At 56.4% G+C, this 16021-nt stretch carries 16 protein-coding genes; 7 read left to right on the top strand and 9 right to left on the bottom strand.

The window, feature by feature from the left end:
- Positions 1-4 precede the first annotated feature (4 nt).
- From nirC to nirB, 3 genes are all read right to left on the bottom strand, one after another.
- Positions 5-814 (bottom strand): nitrite transporter NirC, encoded by an 810-nt coding sequence (nirC, locus tag C2U54_RS02875; RefSeq protein ID WP_103177295.1) that lies wholly within the window; start codon positions 812-814, stop codon positions 5-7.
- A 159-nt stretch (positions 815-973) separates the two neighbouring features.
- Positions 974-1300, bottom strand: a complete 327-nt coding sequence (gene nirD, locus C2U54_RS02870) for a nitrite reductase small subunit NirD (protein WP_103177294.1) — start codon at positions 1298-1300, stop codon at positions 974-976.
- Positions 1297-3840: a nitrite reductase large subunit NirB gene (gene nirB / locus C2U54_RS02865; protein WP_103177293.1), complete on the bottom strand. Its 2544-nt coding sequence runs from the start codon at positions 3838-3840 to the stop codon at positions 1297-1299. Before nirB ends, nirD begins: the two co-directional genes overlap by 4 nt.
- A 240-nt stretch (positions 3841-4080) precedes the next feature.
- Here nirB and C2U54_RS02860 point away from each other — a divergent pair, with 240 nt between their 5' ends.
- On the top strand, positions 4081-5397 hold the full coding sequence (locus tag C2U54_RS02860; RefSeq protein WP_103177292.1) for a cytosine deaminase: 1317 nt from the start codon (positions 4081-4083) through the stop codon (positions 5395-5397).
- 3 nt (positions 5398-5400) lie between these two features.
- Here the strand turns inward: C2U54_RS02860 and tsgA are convergent, their stop codons facing one another.
- Positions 5401-6585 carry an MFS transporter TsgA gene (gene tsgA / locus C2U54_RS02855; RefSeq protein WP_103177291.1) on the bottom strand — a complete coding sequence of 395 codons (1185 nt, stop codon included), beginning with the start codon at positions 6583-6585 and terminating at the stop codon, positions 5401-5403.
- A 278-nt stretch (positions 6586-6863) separates the two neighbouring features.
- Between tsgA and ppiA the strand changes: the two genes are divergently transcribed.
- The 5 genes from ppiA (at position 6864) to argD (ending at position 10206) form a co-directional block, all read left to right on the top strand.
- Positions 6864-7436, top strand: a complete 573-nt coding sequence (gene ppiA, locus C2U54_RS02850; RefSeq protein ID WP_103177290.1) for a peptidylprolyl isomerase A — start codon at positions 6864-6866, stop codon at positions 7434-7436.
- 108 nt (positions 7437-7544) lie between these two features.
- Positions 7545-7712 (top strand): YhfG family protein, encoded by a 168-nt coding sequence (locus tag C2U54_RS02845; protein WP_103177289.1) that lies wholly within the window; start codon positions 7545-7547, stop codon positions 7710-7712.
- Positions 7702-8304, top strand: a complete 603-nt coding sequence (locus C2U54_RS02840) for a putative adenosine monophosphate-protein transferase Fic (protein WP_103177288.1) — start codon at positions 7702-7704, stop codon at positions 8302-8304. Before C2U54_RS02845 ends, C2U54_RS02840 begins: the two co-directional genes overlap by 11 nt.
- Before the next feature lie 30 nt (positions 8305-8334).
- Entirely contained in the window at positions 8335-8898 is a 564-nt protein-coding gene (gene pabA / locus C2U54_RS02835; RefSeq protein WP_103177287.1) for an aminodeoxychorismate synthase component 2, read from the top strand.
- An 87-nt stretch (positions 8899-8985) separates the two neighbouring features.
- The gene (argD, locus tag C2U54_RS02830; protein ID WP_103177286.1) at positions 8986-10206 is read left to right on the top strand and encodes a bifunctional acetylornithine/succinyldiaminopimelate transaminase; all 1221 of its coding nucleotides are present in this window, start codon (positions 8986-8988) and stop codon (positions 10204-10206) included.
- Between the two features lie 76 nt (positions 10207-10282).
- On the opposite strand, the gene C2U54_RS02825 is transcribed toward argD, so the two are convergent.
- The gene (locus C2U54_RS02825) at positions 10283-12370 is read right to left on the bottom strand and encodes a YccS/YhfK family putative transporter (protein ID WP_103177285.1); all 2088 of its coding nucleotides are present in this window, start codon (positions 12368-12370) and stop codon (positions 10283-10285) included.
- 57 nt (positions 12371-12427) lie between these two features.
- The gene (gene crp / locus C2U54_RS02820) at positions 12428-13060 is read right to left on the bottom strand and encodes a cAMP-activated global transcriptional regulator CRP (protein WP_000242758.1); all 633 of its coding nucleotides are present in this window, start codon (positions 13058-13060) and stop codon (positions 12428-12430) included.
- A 310-nt stretch (positions 13061-13370) separates the two neighbouring features.
- Here crp and C2U54_RS02815 point away from each other — a divergent pair, with 310 nt between their 5' ends.
- Positions 13371-13775 (top strand): OsmC family protein, encoded by a 405-nt coding sequence (locus tag C2U54_RS02815; RefSeq protein WP_103177284.1) that lies wholly within the window; start codon positions 13371-13373, stop codon positions 13773-13775.
- Positions 13776-13824: 49 nt separating this feature from the next.
- Here the strand turns inward: C2U54_RS02815 and C2U54_RS02810 are convergent, their stop codons facing one another.
- The 3 genes from C2U54_RS02810 to C2U54_RS02800 are packed head-to-tail and all read right to left on the bottom strand — an operon-like array spanning position 13825 to position 15962.
- Positions 13825-14694: a phosphoribulokinase gene (locus tag C2U54_RS02810; RefSeq protein WP_103177283.1), complete on the bottom strand. Its 870-nt coding sequence runs from the start codon at positions 14692-14694 to the stop codon at positions 13825-13827.
- 30 nt (positions 14695-14724) lie between these two features.
- Positions 14725-14943, bottom strand: coding sequence for a YheU family protein (locus tag C2U54_RS02805; protein WP_103177282.1), 219 nt, complete (start codon positions 14941-14943; stop codon positions 14725-14727).
- A 2-nt stretch (positions 14944-14945) separates the two neighbouring features.
- Positions 14946-15962, bottom strand: a complete 1017-nt coding sequence (locus tag C2U54_RS02800; RefSeq protein ID WP_103177281.1) for a hydrolase — start codon at positions 15960-15962, stop codon at positions 14946-14948.
- Positions 15963-16021 lie beyond the last annotated feature (59 nt).

Below are 16021 nucleotides of genomic sequence, written 5' to 3'. Positions count from 1 at the left end.
CCTCTTACTGGTTGGCTTTCGCCTGAACGGTTGCGATGGTTGCAGGAGTCGGACGCTCCGCTTTAGGGGTAGCATACCAGTAACCCCAACCCATAAATACAACCCCGGAAAGGGTATTGCCAAGCGTTACCCACAACAGGTTATGGCCGATACCTGACAGGGTATACGCTTCGCTGTGGTGACCGAACCAGGAGAGGGCAAACAGCGTCATGTTGGCGATGGAGTGTTCGTAGCCAGAGGCGATAAAGGCCAGCAGACACCACCAGATAGCGATGAACTTCGCGGCGCCGTCAGTACGGATTGCCATCCAGATAGCCAGGCAAACCAGCCAGTTACAGAGCGCGCCTTTAAAGAAGAGCACCATCGCCGGGGCGGTAGTTTTTGCCAGCGCGACGGTGTGCACGAGGCTGGTATCGACCGGCAACAGGCTTCCGCCGCCCCAGCTATACAGCAGCGCGACAAACACCGAGCCCACCAGGTTACCGAGCCAGGTCTGCGGCAGAATGCCCCACATCTGGCCCTGAGTGATGGTGCCCGCTTTGACACCCAGCGTCAGGAACATGGTGTGACCGGTGAACAGTTCAGAACCGGCGATGATGACCAGGGTTAAAGCGATCCCGAAGGTGGCGCCCATCACCAGCGGACGCACAGACGGGTCGACGAGGTTACCAAGAGTGAAAATTAAAATGATCCCCAGGCCGACATAGGCGCCCGCCATGGCGGAGCTGATCCAGAAGCCGAGAGGACTGTTTTTACTGAGGCGTGCAATCCGGGCAGCGTTAGCCGCACACTTATTGATGGTGTCTGTAAACATTTGATTATCCAGAATAGTAATGAAAGAAAGAATAAATACGTTGTAGGCCGGATAAGGAGCCTGCTCCGCCACCCGGCAACTGCCCGGCGGCGCAGCGCTTGCCGGGCCTACAACATCAAAATCAAAACAAATAGCGGGGGCATTGCGCCCCCGTTTCAATCAGCCTCTCAGCTGCACCTTGCCGTCCTTCACGCGAACGTCATAGTGTTTAACGGAGCGGGTTTCGTCTTCCATACAGTGGCCGTCGCTCAGGCGGAAGCGCTGCTTTTTCAGCGGGCTGGCAACCCACAGCTCCCCCTGATGCTCAGCGATAATCCCACGGGAAAGCACGCTGGCCTCAAAGAACGGGTCGATATTGCTGATGGCAAAAACCTGTTCGTCGTGGCGCGGACGGAAAATGGCAACCTGCTCATGACCTAACAGCGCGCATACGCCGGTGGCAGGCAGGATCTCGTCGATGTTGCAGATGTTTACCCACTGGCTCATACGTTTTCCTCCACCAGCATCACCGGAATACGTTCATACGGCGTTGCCGGGCGATGTTGTTCGCGCTCAGGCACGACCTGCACGCTCGGATCGCGCTGGTTGCTGTTGATAAAGTGCTTGAAGCGAACCTGCGCCGACGGGGTGTTGACGGTTTCTGTCCATTCGCAAATCACGGCGTCGCGAAGGCGAGCCATCTCTTCTTCCAGCGTCGCGTTCAGGCCGAGCTTGTCGTCGATGATGACGGACTTCAGGTAGTCGATGCCGCCTTCCAGGTTATCCAGCCACGGCGCGGTACGGGTCAGTTTGTCCGCGGTACGGATGTAGAACATCATGAAACGGTCGAGGTATTTGATCAGCGTTTCACGGTCGATATCCGCCGCCAGCAGATCTGCATGGCGTGGTTTCATCCCGCCGTTACCGCAGACGTACAGGTTCCAGCCTTTCTCAGTGGCGATGATACCCACATCTTTACCCTGCGCTTCGGCACATTCACGGGTACAGCCGGAGACGCCGAACTTCATTTTGTGCGGGGTACGAATACCTTTGTAGCGGTTTTCCAGCTCGACGCCGAAGCCGACGCTGTCGCCCACGCCGTAACGGCACCAGGTGCTGCCGACGCAGGTTTTCGCCATACGCAGCGCTTTGGCATAGGCGTGACCGGTTTCGAAGCCCGCTTCAATCAGCTGACGCCAGATTTCCGGCAGGTCATCTTTCTGCGCACCGAACAGGCCGATACGCTGGGAGCCGGTGATTTTGGTGTAGAGGTTAAATTCGCGGGCGATGCGGCCGACCGCCACCAGCCCTTCCGGGGTGATTTCGCCGCCGGCAGAGCGTGGGATCACCGAGTAGGTGCCATCTTTCTGGATGTTCGCCAGGAAGTTGTCGTTGGTGTCCTGCAGCGGCGTGTGCTGTGGTTTGAGCACATACTCATTCCAGCAGGAGGCCAGCAGAGAACCGACGGTCGGTTTACACACTTCACAGCCATAACCCTGGCCATGTTTTTGCAGCAGCTCGTCGAAGGATTTGATGCCTTCCACGCGGATCAGGTGGTACAGCTCCTGGCGAGAGTAAGCGAAGTGCTCGCACAGGTTGTTGTTCACTTCGATACCCTGTTTCGCCAGCTCGGCGTTGAGCACCTGGGTCACCAGTGGGATACAGCCGCCGCAGCCGGTACCGGCTTTGGTTTCCGCTTTCAGCGCCGCCACGGTGTGGCAGCCTTTGTTGATGGCAGAAATCAGCATGCCTTTGGTGACATCGAAGCAGGAGCAAATTTGCGCGCTGTCGGGCAGCTTATCGACACCGATAGAGGGTTTACCGCTGGCCGCATGAGCAGGCAGGATCAGCGCATCCGGGTTCTCCGGCAGTTCGATAGCGTTCAGCACCAGCTGCAGCAGGTTGCCGAAATCGCTGGTGTCGCCCACCAGCACCGCGCCGAGCAGGGTTTTGTTATCTTCGCTGACGATAAGACGTTTATAGACCTCTTTGCTTTCGTCGAGATAGACGTAGCTGCGGGAGTTTGGCGTACGGCCATGCGCATCGCCGATACCGCCTACGTCCACGCCCAGCAGTTTCAGCTTGGCGCTCATGTCCGCGCCTTCGAAGGCGTTTTCATTGCCGAGGATATGGTCAACGGCGACCTGCGCCATTTTGTAGCCAGGGGCGACCAGACCGTAGACGTGGTTTTCCCAGCTGGCGCACTCGCCGATGGCGTAGATATCCGGATCGGAGGTCTGGCAGGTTGAGTTGATCATGATGCCGCCACGCTGGGCAACCGCCAGGCCGCACTGGGTGGCCAGCTTGTCGCGCGGGCGAATACCGGTGGAGAAGACGATAAAGTCGACTTCCAGCTCGCTGCCGTCGGCGAAGCGCATGGTTTTACGCGCCTCGGTGCCTTCCTGCACGATCTCTTTGGTATTTTTGCTGGTGTGAACCTTCACACCCATGCTCTCAATTTTGCGTTTGAGCTGCTCGCCACCCATGTGGTCAAGCTGCTCTGCCATCAGCATCGGGGCAAATTCGATGACGTGGGTTTCAACGCCTAAGTTCTTCAGTGCACCAGCGGCTTCGAGGCCGAGCAGGCCGCCGCCGACCACCGCGCCGCGTTTACTGCGACGGGCGCAGGATTCGATGGCGTTGAGATCTTCAATGGTGCGATAGACGAAGCAGTCCTGGGTTTCCGAGCCTTTGATCGGCGGGATCCACGGATAGGAGCCAGTCGCCATGATCAGCTTGTCGTAAAAAACCGTGCGTCCCGCACTGGAATGAATCACTTTTTCCTGACGGTTGATGGTGATAGCGCGCTCGCCCACCAGCACCTTCACGCCATGTTTCTCGTAAAAACCTTCGCGCACCAGAGAGAGCTCCTCGGCGGTGTGGTGAGAGAAATAGGAGGAGAGGTGCACGCGGTCGTACGCCTTACGGGGTTCTTCACAGAACACGGTAATGTCGAACTGGGCGGCATCGGCTTTATCGAGTAGATCCTCAATAAAGCGGTGACCGACCATGCCGTTACCGATAATAGCGAGTCTGACTTTGCTCATTTTTGCCTCGATTTCTTTTCTATTACTGCCTACCTTAACGATTCAGCAACGGCGCTTATTGATGCAAATCAAATACGCCTTCAACTACTCCTTAGTGGGTAGATGCCTGATTTGTCAGGTTTTTTATAAGTCGTGGAAATCGCAGGCTTTTCATAATCGATGATTATGTGTACAAATCAGGAGGCTAATTTTTAATTTCAGCTACTCCTGAATTTCAGCCCCCATCTTAGGGAGAATATGATGTCTACAGCACCGCTTTGGCTTATTCAGAACGTCCGTTTACCGGGCCGTGACGGCTTTTGGCAACTGACTATTGAGAACGGTCGTTTTGGCGAAATCACCCCGACGGGCGAAAAGCAGGTTGAGAGCTATGAAGTGTTGAATGCCCGCGGAGGGTTAGCCATCCCGCCTTTTATCGAACCGCATATCCACCTGGATACCACCCAGACCGCAGGTGAGCCGAACTGGAACCAGTCCGGGACGCTGTTTGAAGGCATAGAGCGTTGGGCAGAGCGCAAAGCGCTGCTCAGCCATGAGGATGTTAAAGCCCGTGCCTGGAAAACCCTGAAGTGGCAGATCGCCAACGGCATCCAGTTTGTACGCACCCATGTGGATGTCTCCGACCCGACGCTGACCGCCCTGAAAGCGATGCTGGAGGTGAAGCAGGAGGTCGCCCCGTGGGTGACGCTGCAGATTGTGGCCTTCCCGCAGGAAGGGATTCTCTCTTACCCGAATGGCGCGGCGCTGCTGGAAGAGGCCTTAAAGCTGGGGGCGGATGTGGTGGGCGCCATCCCGCACTTCGAATTCACCCGGGAGTATGGCGTTCAGTCCCTGCATATCGCCTTTGAACTGGCGAAGAAGTACGACCGGCCGCTGGATATTCACTGCGATGAGATCGACGATGAACAGTCACGGTTTGTCGAAACGGTGGCGACGCTGGCGTATGAGGCCGGGATCGGCCCGCGCGTCACTGCCAGCCATACCACCGCCATGCACTCTTATAACGGGGCTTACACTTCGCGGCTGTTTCGTCTGCTGAAGCTCTCCGGGATTAACTTTGTGGCCAATCCGCTGGTGAATATCCATCTGCAGGGGCGCTTTGATGATTATCCGAAGCGGCGCGGCATTACCCGCGTGAAGGAGCTGCTTGAGGCGGGCGTCAACGTCTGCTTCGGCCATGACGACGTGTTTGATCCGTGGTATCCGCTGGGCACCGGCAATATGTTGCAGGTGCTGCATATGGGGCTGCATGTCTGTCAGATGATGGGGTATCAGCAAATTGATAGCGGACTTAACTTGATCACCCATAACAGCGCCAGAACGTTTGGGCTGAGCGATTACGGTATTGAGACGGGGAATCCGGCGAATCTGGTGATTCTGCCCGCGGAAAGTGGCTTTGAGGCGGTGCGTTGTCAGGTGCCTGTGCGCTGGTCGATTCGTCAGGGCAGGGTCATTGCCGCCACGCAGTTAGCCCAGACATGGGTTCAGATGGACAGCGGTGGGGAAGAGGTATGCTTTACCAAAAACAGCCCCTTTACTGAGCGCAAAGGGGCATAAGGATTAGTGCGTCGCTGCCGCCGCGTTATGCTGGCGGTGGCGGGTGACGAAGCCCAGCACCAGGCACATTACAAATACCACGGCATAAAGACCATTGGCGGTGTGTAACGCTGCCAGCGGGCCGCTGTGCGCCACAATCGGGCCGGTTACCACGAAGGTCAGCATGGTGCCGATGGTGCCGCAGGTCAGCACGAAGTTAACCAGCTTCGGCGAAGCCACTTTGGTCTGCAGGGAGCCCAGAGTGATGATCGAGGTGTAAATGGCGCTGGAGAAGAAGCCGAGCGTCAGGATAAACCACGGCATCTGCTCCGGAGAGCCGTTGATAAACAGGTACATCAGCACGGTGGCGGCGCCCGCCAGCACGGTGAGGATCCGCTGCAGATCGAAGAAGCGCAGGATAAAGCTGAACGCCCACATGCCGAACATGTAGGACATCCAGAAGTCACTCACCAGCTTACCGGCATCGTTCAGGCTCATCCCCAGACCTTTGGCATACTCCGGCACCCAGGAGATAAAGCCCAGTTGACCCAGGATGTAGCAGAGGGCGGCGATGGAGAGGAACAGGACACCAATCCCCCATTTTTCTTTCACCACCGGCTCGCTGGTGGTCTGCGCTTTTTTGCCCAGGACCGGGAAGTCACAGCCGAAGGTCAGAATAAAGATCGCCACGTAGACCAGACCAATGCAGGCGTAAACCCAGTACCACTCAATGCTGCGGGCCAGCAGCGCGGCGGCCACAATCGGGAAGATCATCCCTGCCATGCTGAAGAAGGAGTCGGTGAAGAGCAGTCGCGCGCCGCGCTGACGGCCTTCATACATGTGGGTAATGAGGAAGGTACCAATCGACATGGTGATGCCGCTGACCAGACCCAGCACAAACATGGCGGCGGAGAACAATGCGATGCTATGGCTGAGCATCAGACCCGCCACGGCAAGCACCATCAGCACAAAGCCAAAACGCAGCTGGGTTTTCAGTGGGACGATTTCCATCAGCCAGGCATTGAGAAAAATGGAGATCAGGATCCCGGCGTTAAGAAAGGTGAAGGTGTTACTCATGCTGGAAACGGGCAGGTTGAAATAGTCTGCGATATTTCCCATCACCATCCCGGTGACAATTACCAACGCACCGGTGAGGGCGTAGGAGAAGAAGCTGATCCATGTGAGCTTGATACGATTGCTGTTAGTCATGACTGGCCTGTGAAGAGAAGTGTAAAGCGCATTGGCTGCGCTGCGAGCGGCCAGATTTTAATCGTGAATGTGATCTAATTAAATCTTTTAGGTCAAATTAATCATTCATTGCATGATAAATAGTGATATTAATCACGTTAATGGTGCTGGCACGACTTTGCCGGGCGGTTACATCTGTTTCAAATAGGTAAAATTAGGTAAAGGGCTGGCCTGGATTCATACTGCTCTTTAGAATCAAGCCATTCGCTTTCTTTACTGCGCTTTGTTAAGGAATTCTCATGCTCAAATCAACTCTGGCGGCTGTCGCGGCTGTATTCGCTCTTTCAGCCCTCTCTCCTGCTGCGCTGGCAGCGAAAGGAGACCCGCACGTTCTGTTGACCACCTCTGCCGGCAACATTGAGCTGGAACTGAACAGTCAGAAAGCTCCCGTTTCTGTGAAAAACTTCCTCGATTATGTCAACAGCGGTTTTTATAACGGCACTACGTTCCACCGTGTGATCCCGGGCTTTATGGTGCAGGGCGGCGGCTTCAACGATCAGATGCAGCAGAAGCAGCCAAACCCGCCAATCAAGAACGAAGCGGATAACGGCCTGCGTAACACCCGCGGCACCATCTCTATGGCGCGTACCGCCGATAAAGACAGCGCAACCAGCCAGTTCTTCCTCAACGTGGCGGACAACGCCTTCCTTGACCACGGCCAGCGTGACTTTGGCTATGCGGTATTTGGTAAAGTTGTGAAAGGCATGGACGTGGCCGATAAAATCTCTCAGGTACAGACGCACGACGTCGGCCCTTACCAGAATGTGCCGTCAAAACCGATAGTTATCCTCTCTGCGAAAGTCCTGCCTTAATCCGTAATGGCGCGGGCAGGTTTTGCCCGCGTTGCCTTTACCTCCCTGCGAAACCGCAGTTTGCTGCTTATACTTGTGGCAACACGGGCACAAGCAGGGAGGAAAAGGGTGAAAAAACTCACTGATAAGCAAAAATCCCGTCTTTGGGAACAACAGCGAAACGCGAATTTTCAGGCCAGTCGCCGTCTTGAAGGCGTCGATAGTCCCTTAGTCACGCTCAATGCCGACGAGGCAGAACTGCGTCTTGAGGAGCTCAGGAGGCAGTATGAGCGATAAATACGGCAACGATCGCGATCCCTATCTCTATCCCGGCCTGAATGTCATGCGTAACCGGCTGGGCATCCGCCAGGCGGAGCGTCTGGCGCAGGCGGCGTATCAATTTACCGCACTGCGAGCGGCAACCCTGGGGCTGGGGCCGCTGCTGCGCGGCCTCCCACATCTGTGCGCCATTCATCAGCATATCTATCAGGATATCTTTGACTGGGCGGGTGATATTCGTGAGATGGATATTTACCAGGGCGATACCCGCTTCTGCCACTTCGCCTACATCGAAAAAGAGGGCAACGCCCTGATGCAGGATCTGGAGGAGGAGGGCTATCTCGTTGGGCTGGAGAGAGAGGAGTTCATTAACCGCCTCAGCCACTACTATTGCGAGATCAACGTTCTGCATCCGTTCCGCATCGGCAACGGTATTGTTCAGCGCATCTTCTTTGAGCAGCTGGCGATCCATGCGGGCTACCAGCTTGACTGGCGCGATATCGATCCGGAAGAGTGGGCGCAGGCCAACCAGAGCGGTGCGATGGGGGATCTGAGCGCGTTGAACGCAATCTTCAGTAAAGTGGTAAGCGAAGCCGGGGAAACTGAGTAGAATAGGGCGGCCATTTTTTCAGGAGCCGCCATGATTCTGCTGATTGATAACTACGATTCCTTCACCTGGAACCTGTACCAGTATTTTTGCGAGCTGGGGGCGGAGGTGGTGGTCCGGCGCAACGACGCACTCTCGCTGGAGGATGTCGCCACGCTCAATCCGCAAAAAATCGTTATCTCCCCCGGCCCCTGCACGCCGGATGAGTCTGGCATCTCGCTGGCGGTGATCCAGCGCTATGCCGGTAAAGTGCCGATTCTGGGCGTCTGCCTCGGGCATCAGGCCATCGCCCAGGTCTTTGGCGCCACCATTGTGCGGGCCGCGAAAGTGATGCATGGCAAAACCTCCCCGGTGACGCACAACGGCGTCGGGGTCTTCTGCGGCCTGAATAACCCCCTTACCGTTACCCGCTATCACTCACTGATTATCGATCCGCCCACCTTACCCGACTGCTTTGAGGTCACCGCCTGGAGCGAAACGCAGGAGATCATGGGTATCCGTCACCGTGAATGGGATCTGGAGGGGGTGCAGTTCCACCCCGAAAGCATTCTCAGCGAACAGGGCCACCAGCTGCTGGCTAATTTCCTCAATCGTTGATTTTTAGTTGCCATAAAGTGATTTTTTAAGCATATTTCGTGATTATATTTTCACTTCTGCTTTGTGCTTAAAAAAGGGTGGGATTACATGGCAACTGAACAATCTGCAATTACGCGCGCAACATTCGATGAAGTGATACTGCCAGTTTATGCACCGGCTGAGTTTATCCCGGTGAAGGGGAAAGGCAGCCGCGTCTGGGATCAGCAGGGCAAAGAGTACATTGATTTTGCGGGCGGCATTGCGGTGACGGCGTTAGGTCACTGCCACCCGGCGCTGGTCGAGGCGCTGAAAACCCAGGGCGAAACCCTGTGGCACACCAGCAACGTCTTTACCAACGAACCTGCGCTACGTCTCGGGCGCAAAATCATCGAGGCTACCTTTGCCGAGCGTGTGCTGTTTATGAACTCCGGCACCGAAGCCAACGAAACCGCTTTCAAGCTGGCCCGTTATTACGCCTCCACCCGCCACAGCCCGTTTAAAACCAAAATCATCGCCTTCCACAATGCGTTTCATGGCCGTTCGCTGTTTACCGTGACCGTGGGCGGTCAGCCAAAATATTCCGATGGTTTTGGCCCGAAACCGGCCGACATCATCCACGTGCCGTTTAACGATCTGCATGCGGTAAAAGCGGTGATGGACGATCACACCTGCGCGGTGGTGGTTGAGCCGATCCAGGGTGAAGGCGGCGTGATGGCGGCAACGCCAGAATTCCTGCAGGGGCTACGCGATCTGTGCGATCAGCACCAGGCCCTGCTGGTCTTTGACGAAGTGCAGAGCGGCATGGGCCGTACCGGGGATCTCTTTGCTTATATGCACTACGGCGTGACGCCGGACATCCTGACCAGCGCCAAAGCGCTCGGGGGTGGCTTCCCGGTGAGCGCCGTGCTCACCACGCAGGATATCGCATCGGCATTCCACGTGGGCTCTCACGGCTCGACCTATGGCGGCAACCCGCTGGCGTGCGCGGTTGCCGGAGCGGCGTTCGATATCATCAATACCCCGGAAGTGCTGAGCGGCGTCAATACAAAGCGCGAGCAGTTTGTGAAGCATCTTCAGCAGATCGATGCGCAGTACGATGTCTTCAGTGATATCCGCGGCATGGGACTGTTGATTGGTGCCGAACTGAAGCCGCAGTACAAAGGCCGGGCGCGCGATTTTCTCTACGCCGCCGCCAGCGAAGGGGCGATGGTGCTCAACGCCGGGCCGGACGTGATGCGCTTTGCGCCGTCGCTGCTGGTGGAAAGCCAGGATATCGAAGAGGGGATGACCCGCTTTGCGCAGGCGGTGAAGCGGGTGGTTCAGCAGTAGCTGTGTAGCCCGGCGGCGCTACGCTTGCACGGGCCTACAAGACCGTAGGCCGGGTAAGCGCAGCGCCACCCGGCGTTTAATACGGTGTGCGTTTCAAACGCCGGATCAACCAGATGCCATGATGTGGACGCTGGCGCCAGGCCACCGACGAAATGGTGTGCATAGTATTCAGATGCCCCAGAATGCGCTGCAGATGTTGTTCCAGCGTACTCATGGGGCCTTGCGTCAGGGTCTCTGGCGCTTCCAGAATATTGCTGTCTCCGCTCTCACCCGGCGCGTCATACTCCAGGCGCTGCTGGCAGCGCTGAAGGCCGATTTCACACGACTGCAAATAACGCTGCGCCAGGTCTGGCGTCAGCATCGTATGCTCCCGCGCCAGGGTTGTCATCGCGTTGATATGCTCGACGATAAACTGGCTGTGCGTCACCCACAGTTTCATATCCGCCAGATAGGCCGAATTGAAGCCCGGCTCCTGCATCGCCTGGTTGAGGGAGTTGAACAGGGCATTGTGCGCCTGGTTGACCTTCATGCGCTGCCAGGCCAGCGGCGTGGGTTGCGGATCGTCGCTGAGGATCAGGCGGATGGCCTCCTGGTCGGCCTCCAGCGCGTCGTGGGCGTTCTGTCGCAGCAATCCGCTCTGCCACTGCGGCCACAGCCACACCATGCCGCCAAAGGCAATCAGGCAGCCAATCAGCGTATCTGCCAGCCGGGCGATAATAAACTGCTCACCATTGAGCGTAATCAGTTGCAGGGTGTAGACCGCGGTCAGCGTAAAGCCCACCGTCGCCCAGCCGTAGTTCTTACGGATGATGAGGTAACTCACCAGCGTTACCAGCAGCATACCCGTCAGGGTATAGCCTTCCGGGACGTGAAGGTGCAGGGTGATCCCCGCAATAATCAGCCCCGCCATCGTGCCGCCTGCCCGGTGGAGGATGCGCACCCGCGTGGCGCTGTAGCCGTTTTGCGTCACCAGCAGAACGGTCATTAAGATCCAGTAAGGCTTAGGCAGGTGCAGCGCCATACCCATCAGGCTGGCGATACTCAGCATGACGCTGATACGTGCCGCATTACGCAGGGCGGCAGACTTTAGCGACAGATAGCTTCTCAGGGCGGGGATCAGCGGCAGGCGCTTCTGCTTATCCGCCATCAGGTCACGCGGGTAGAGCGGGCGTTGGGTGCGAAGCACGCGGGCAATACGGCTGAAGTGCCAGGCGGCGAACTGGCCGACCGGGTTATCCGCATGCTGGCGGGCAATTTTCTCCAGCGCGCCGAGCTGTTTGTCCATGTTAAAGCGGGTGGGATAGCGGTGATAGAGAATATCGTCGGCCAGTACCCGCAGCCGGGCGGCGACGGTCTGCGCGTTCCAGCGGATCACCGCTTCAGCGTGGCTGCGCTCGACCAACTTTTGCACCTCTTGCGGATGATGCAGGCTAACGGAGATATGCTCCTGCAGATCCAGCCCCACCTGGAAGATACGCAGCAGCCGCTTGTATTCATGATTCCTGTTCGCCGCCAGCATATGCAGTTGCTGGTAACACTGACTAATCAGGTCCACCACCTTCTGCTGGCGCGCCAGCAGCGGCGGCAGCGATTTTTCCGGGTCGGTGTGCTGGGTCAGCAGGGTATATTTGGCTTCACAGTAATCAGCCAGCTGGCGGTAGAGTACGCTCAGGGATTCACGCAGCGGCTGCTCCCGCCACAGCCAGAACCAGAACCAGTTAAACAGCCCGTACCAGAGTGTCCCCAGGGCGTAGATCAGCAGCGGCGCCCAGATCGGTAAATTCCCCGCCAGGCTCAGGGTAAAGATGGCCGCAATCAGCGAGGCGGGCAGCAGGCGGGCGTGGAGGGCGCTGATCTCCGCCGTGACCCCTAACGTCATCGCCAGTGCGGTCAGAATGAGGGGCAGCGGAATATCACGCGCCAGCAGCAATTGTACCGCCAGACTACAGCCAGCAAACAGGCAGCCGCCAATTATCAGGCGTTTAAAAAAGCGTTTATGGGGCGTGTCGAGACCCGCAATGTTGCAGCAGGCGGGAACAAGAGAAAACAGAAGGCCGTATTGCAGATAACCGAGTACTAACCCCACAGCCACAGGGAGACACAACACCAGGGTTTGCCGTAGTGCGTAGTTAACTTCCGGGTGATAAATGAGCCTGCGCCACATGGGTGAGAGAGACAAAAACGGCGTGTCATCATGCGATGCCACGCCGTCTGAGCGGAATTAACGTGTTCCGTAAACCACGATGGTTTTACCGTGGGCGGAAATCAGGTTCTGATCTTCCAGCATTTTCAGAATACGACCCACTGTCTCACGGGAACAACCGACGATCTGACCGATCTCCTGACGGGTAATTTTAATTTGCATACCGTCCGGGTGGGTCATGGCGTCTGGCTGTTTCGCCAGGTTCAGCAGCGTCTGAGCGATACGGCCCGTCACGTCCAGGAAGGCGAGGTTACCCACTTTCTCAGAGGTGACCTGCAGACGGCGAGCCATCTGCGAAGAGAGGCGCATCAGGATATCCGGGTTAACCTGGATCAGCTGGCGGAATTTCTTATAAGAGATCTCAGCCACTTCACACGCAGTTTTTGCCCGGACCCAGGCGCTACGCTCCTGACCTTCTTCAAACAGGCCCAGTTCACCGATAAAGTCTCCCTGATTCAGGTAAGAGAGGATCATCTCTTTGCCTTCTTCATCTTTGATCAGCACTGCCACTGAGCCTTTGACGATGTAATACAACGTTTCCGCTTTTTCACCCTGGTGAATCAGCGTGCTCTTCGATGGGTACTTATGAATGTGGCAATGAGACAAGAACCATTCGAGAGTCGGGTCTGTTTGCGGTTTGCCAAGCACCATGCGCTGTTATCCTCTGTTATAAGCTGTCTCCAGAGTCAGGCTTTCTACCTTCGCTCTGGGGTTGCAATCGAATTCTTCCCCTTACCTGGGGATCTGGCTGTCACAATAATTAGCAGCCTGTAATGTGTGATGTCCTCTGCATACATGTGCAACGTCAATGTATTACTGTAGCATCACGACTGTTTTAGCATAGGTTTTGCCGCGTGTCTCCTGGTGTCTCGCTTCAGCTTGATGCAGGTCGACTTCCTTTGCCAGAATTGTTACTGGCGCGTAATCTGACAGAAAAAATGCAAGCCTGGAGTGAGTTAAAATGCAAGCACGTGTGAAATGGGTTGAAGGGTTAACGTTCCTCGGTGAGTCCGCCTCGGGGCACCAGATTCTGATGGATGGCAACTCCGGTGATAAAGCACCCAGCCCGATGGAAGTGGTTCTGATGGCGGCAGGGGGATGCAGCGCTATCGACGTGGTCTCGATTCTGCAAAAAGGGCGTCACGATGTGACCGATTGCGAAGTGAAACTGACCTCAGAGCGCCGGGATGAAGCGCCGCGTCTCTTTACCCATATCAACCTTCATTTCGTGGTAACCGGCAAAGCGCTAAAAGAGGCTGCGGTCTCCCGCGCGGTGGATCTCTCTGCGGAGAAGTACTGCTCCGTGGCGCTGATGCTGGAAAAAGCGGTCAATATTACCCATTCGTATGAAGTGATCGAGGCGTAAGTCCTGGATCAAACGCCGGGCGGCACTTCGTTTCCCCGGCCTACAAGCCTCAATCGATCTTCTTCCCTTCCATTAACCGCTGCACCAGCGGCGTCATGATCAACTCCATCGCCAGTCCCATCTTCCCGCCCGGGACCACCAGCGTATTCATGTGCGAGATAAACGAGCCCTGCAGCATCGCCAGCAGCCAGGGGTAATCGATATTGTCCAGATTGCGGAAATGGATCACCACAAAGCTCTCATCCAGCGACGGGATCGCTTTTGCGGCAAAGGGGTTAGAGGTGTCCACGGTCGGGACGCGCTGGAAGTTAATATGGGTGCGGGAAAACTGCGGCGTGAGGAAGTTAATGTAATCTTCCATGGAGCGAACCACCGAATCCATCACCGCTTCTCGTGAATGGCCGCGTTCGCTGGTATCCCGCGTCAGCTTCTGGATCCACTCCAGGTTTACAATGGGTACGACGCCCACCAGCAGATCGACATGGCGCGCCACGTCATGGTGCGGCGTGACGACCCCGCCGTGCAGACCTTCATAAAACAGCACGTCGGTGGGTTCTGGCAGCGGCTGCCAGGGCGTAAAGGTGCCCGGAACCTGGTTCCACGGTACCGCTTCGTCATAGGTATGCAGGTATTTGCGCGACTGGCCCGTGCCGCTTCGCCCGTACTCTGCGAAGGTCTGCTCCAGCAGGCCAAAGTCGTTAGCATCGGGGCCAAAGTAGCTGATATGTTTGCCTAAATCACGGGCCTTGCGGATGGCCATATCCATCTCAGGGCGGGTGTAGCGGTGAAAGCTGTCGCCTTCGACCTCCGCGGCACGCAGATGCAGTTGCGAGAAGATCTTACGAAAGGCGAGGCTGGTGGTGGTGGTACCTGCACCACTCGACCCTGTGACGGCGATAACCGGATGTCTGGCGGACATAGCAACTCCCTGAGTGGAAAGATGTCGCGGTTAACCGCGAAATTGATTGCGAGGCATGATGTTGACAGTTTCGTGCAACTCGGACCATACGACCAGCACCTCACCGCTTTGCAGCTGGCGCCTGATATCAGCGACCTTCTGCTCAAGCGAACGTTCCTCTTCACCATAATCGGTGCCTTCGCGTAACACAAAGCTTTCAATCAGATTATCCAGCGTTTCGGGAGCCAGATCCTGCCAGGGAATGATCATGTCTATTTTTCCAGATAGGGGGTTAGCCAGTCCGGGATACGTGTCTCCAGCCACATCTGCGGTCGACGCAGCGTTCCGCTGATAAAGCCCACGTGCCCACCATGTTCGGTCAGTTGATACTCTACGTTTGCCGGTAAATGTTCCGGCGCCGGAATCGAGTGATGATCCATAAACGGATCGTCTTTCGCGTGAATAATCAGCGTAGGCCGGGTGATTTGATTCAGCAACGGCATGGCGCTGCACTGGCGATAGTAGTCAATCGCATCGGCAAAGCCATGGATTTTCGCGGTGATCAGATCGTCAAATTCACGAATGCGTCGCATGCGCTTGAGCTGCTCCAGGTTGACCGGCAGCGAGCCCGGATAGGCTTTCAGTTTACGTGAGGCGTTGCCTTTCAGCAGGTTAAGCAGGTAGTGCTGATACACGCGCGAAAAGCCCTTATCCATATGATAGCTGCACTGTTCCAGCATAAACGGAGCAGAAACGATAACGGCGGCGTCCAGCGGAATAGCGTCCCCCTCTTTTGCCAGCAGGCAGGCCAGCATGTTTCCCCCCAGCGAATAGCCTACCGCAGCGGTGGGGGCAGGGCCGTGAGTCTCTGCCAGCCAGCGCAGGAACCAGGTGCCATCTTCTGTTTCGCCAGAGTGATAGATGCGTTTCTGGCGATTGGGTTCGCCGCTACAGCCTCTGAAATGCATTACCACGCCCAGCCAACCGCGCGCTTTCGCCGCCTCAATCAGACCATGAGCATAGGGGCTGTGCAGGCTGCCCTCCAGACCGTGAAAGACCACCAGCCGGGGTTTGTGCTGTGCCTGAAGCGGATCTTCGCTCCAGGCTAAGTCAACGAAGTCATCATCCGGCAGGTCAAGGCGCTGCCAGAAAGGGGTAAAACGCACTTTACGACGGATAAGACGCGGCAGCATGGTCTGCAGGTGTCGATTCGACAGGCCCCGCATGGGGACAAACGTCGCACTCTCGTCAGGCGTAAAGTTAAACTCAGATGGGATTGTTTGTGTCATAGGGTTGTGAAGTATTTGTGTGGTCTGCTTTTACTATACAGCCTGATACTTTTTACATT

The sequence above is a fragment of the Leclercia sp. LSNIH1 genome (assembly GCF_002902985.1).
Lineage (GTDB): Bacteria > Pseudomonadota > Gammaproteobacteria > Enterobacterales > Enterobacteriaceae > Enterobacter.
Note: the sequence above shows the minus strand (reverse complement) of the source record. Positions and strands in the feature narration are given on the sequence as shown.

Bases quoted from the DNA above. Each gene is read 5' to 3' on its own strand.
- nirC (WP_103177295.1), bottom strand. From the start codon at position 814: ATGTTTACAGACACCATCAATAAGTGTGCGGCTAACGCTGCCCGGATT.
- C2U54_RS02810 (WP_103177283.1), bottom strand. From the start codon at position 14,694: ATGTCCGCCAGACATCCGGTTATCGCCGTCACAGGGTCGAGTGGTGCA.
- C2U54_RS02860 (WP_103177292.1), top strand. From the start codon at position 4,081: ATGTCTACAGCACCGCTTTGGCTTATTCAGAACGTCCGTTTACCGGGC.
- C2U54_RS02840 (WP_103177288.1), top strand. From the start codon at position 7,702: ATGAGCGATAAATACGGCAACGATCGCGATCCCTATCTCTATCCCGGC.
- C2U54_RS02815 (WP_103177284.1), top strand. From the start codon at position 13,371: ATGCAAGCACGTGTGAAATGGGTTGAAGGGTTAACGTTCCTCGGTGAG.
- nirD (WP_103177294.1), bottom strand. From the start codon at position 1,300: ATGAGCCAGTGGGTAAACATCTGCAACATCGACGAGATCCTGCCTGCC.
- ppiA (WP_103177290.1), top strand. From the start codon at position 6,864: ATGCTCAAATCAACTCTGGCGGCTGTCGCGGCTGTATTCGCTCTTTCA.
- C2U54_RS02805 (WP_103177282.1), bottom strand. From the start codon at position 14,943: ATGATCATTCCCTGGCAGGATCTGGCTCCCGAAACGCTGGATAATCTG.
- C2U54_RS02800 (WP_103177281.1), bottom strand. From the start codon at position 15,962: ATGACACAAACAATCCCATCTGAGTTTAACTTTACGCCTGACGAGAGT.
- crp (WP_000242758.1), bottom strand. From the start codon at position 13,060: ATGGTGCTTGGCAAACCGCAAACAGACCCGACTCTCGAATGGTTCTTG.
- pabA (WP_103177287.1), top strand. From the start codon at position 8,335: ATGATTCTGCTGATTGATAACTACGATTCCTTCACCTGGAACCTGTAC.
- tsgA (WP_103177291.1), bottom strand. From the start codon at position 6,585: ATGACTAACAGCAATCGTATCAAGCTCACATGGATCAGCTTCTTCTCC.
- C2U54_RS02825 (WP_103177285.1), bottom strand. From the start codon at position 12,370: ATGTGGCGCAGGCTCATTTATCACCCGGAAGTTAACTACGCACTACGG.
- argD (WP_103177286.1), top strand. From the start codon at position 8,986: ATGGCAACTGAACAATCTGCAATTACGCGCGCAACATTCGATGAAGTG.
- nirB (WP_103177293.1), bottom strand. From the start codon at position 3,840: ATGAGCAAAGTCAGACTCGCTATTATCGGTAACGGCATGGTCGGTCAC.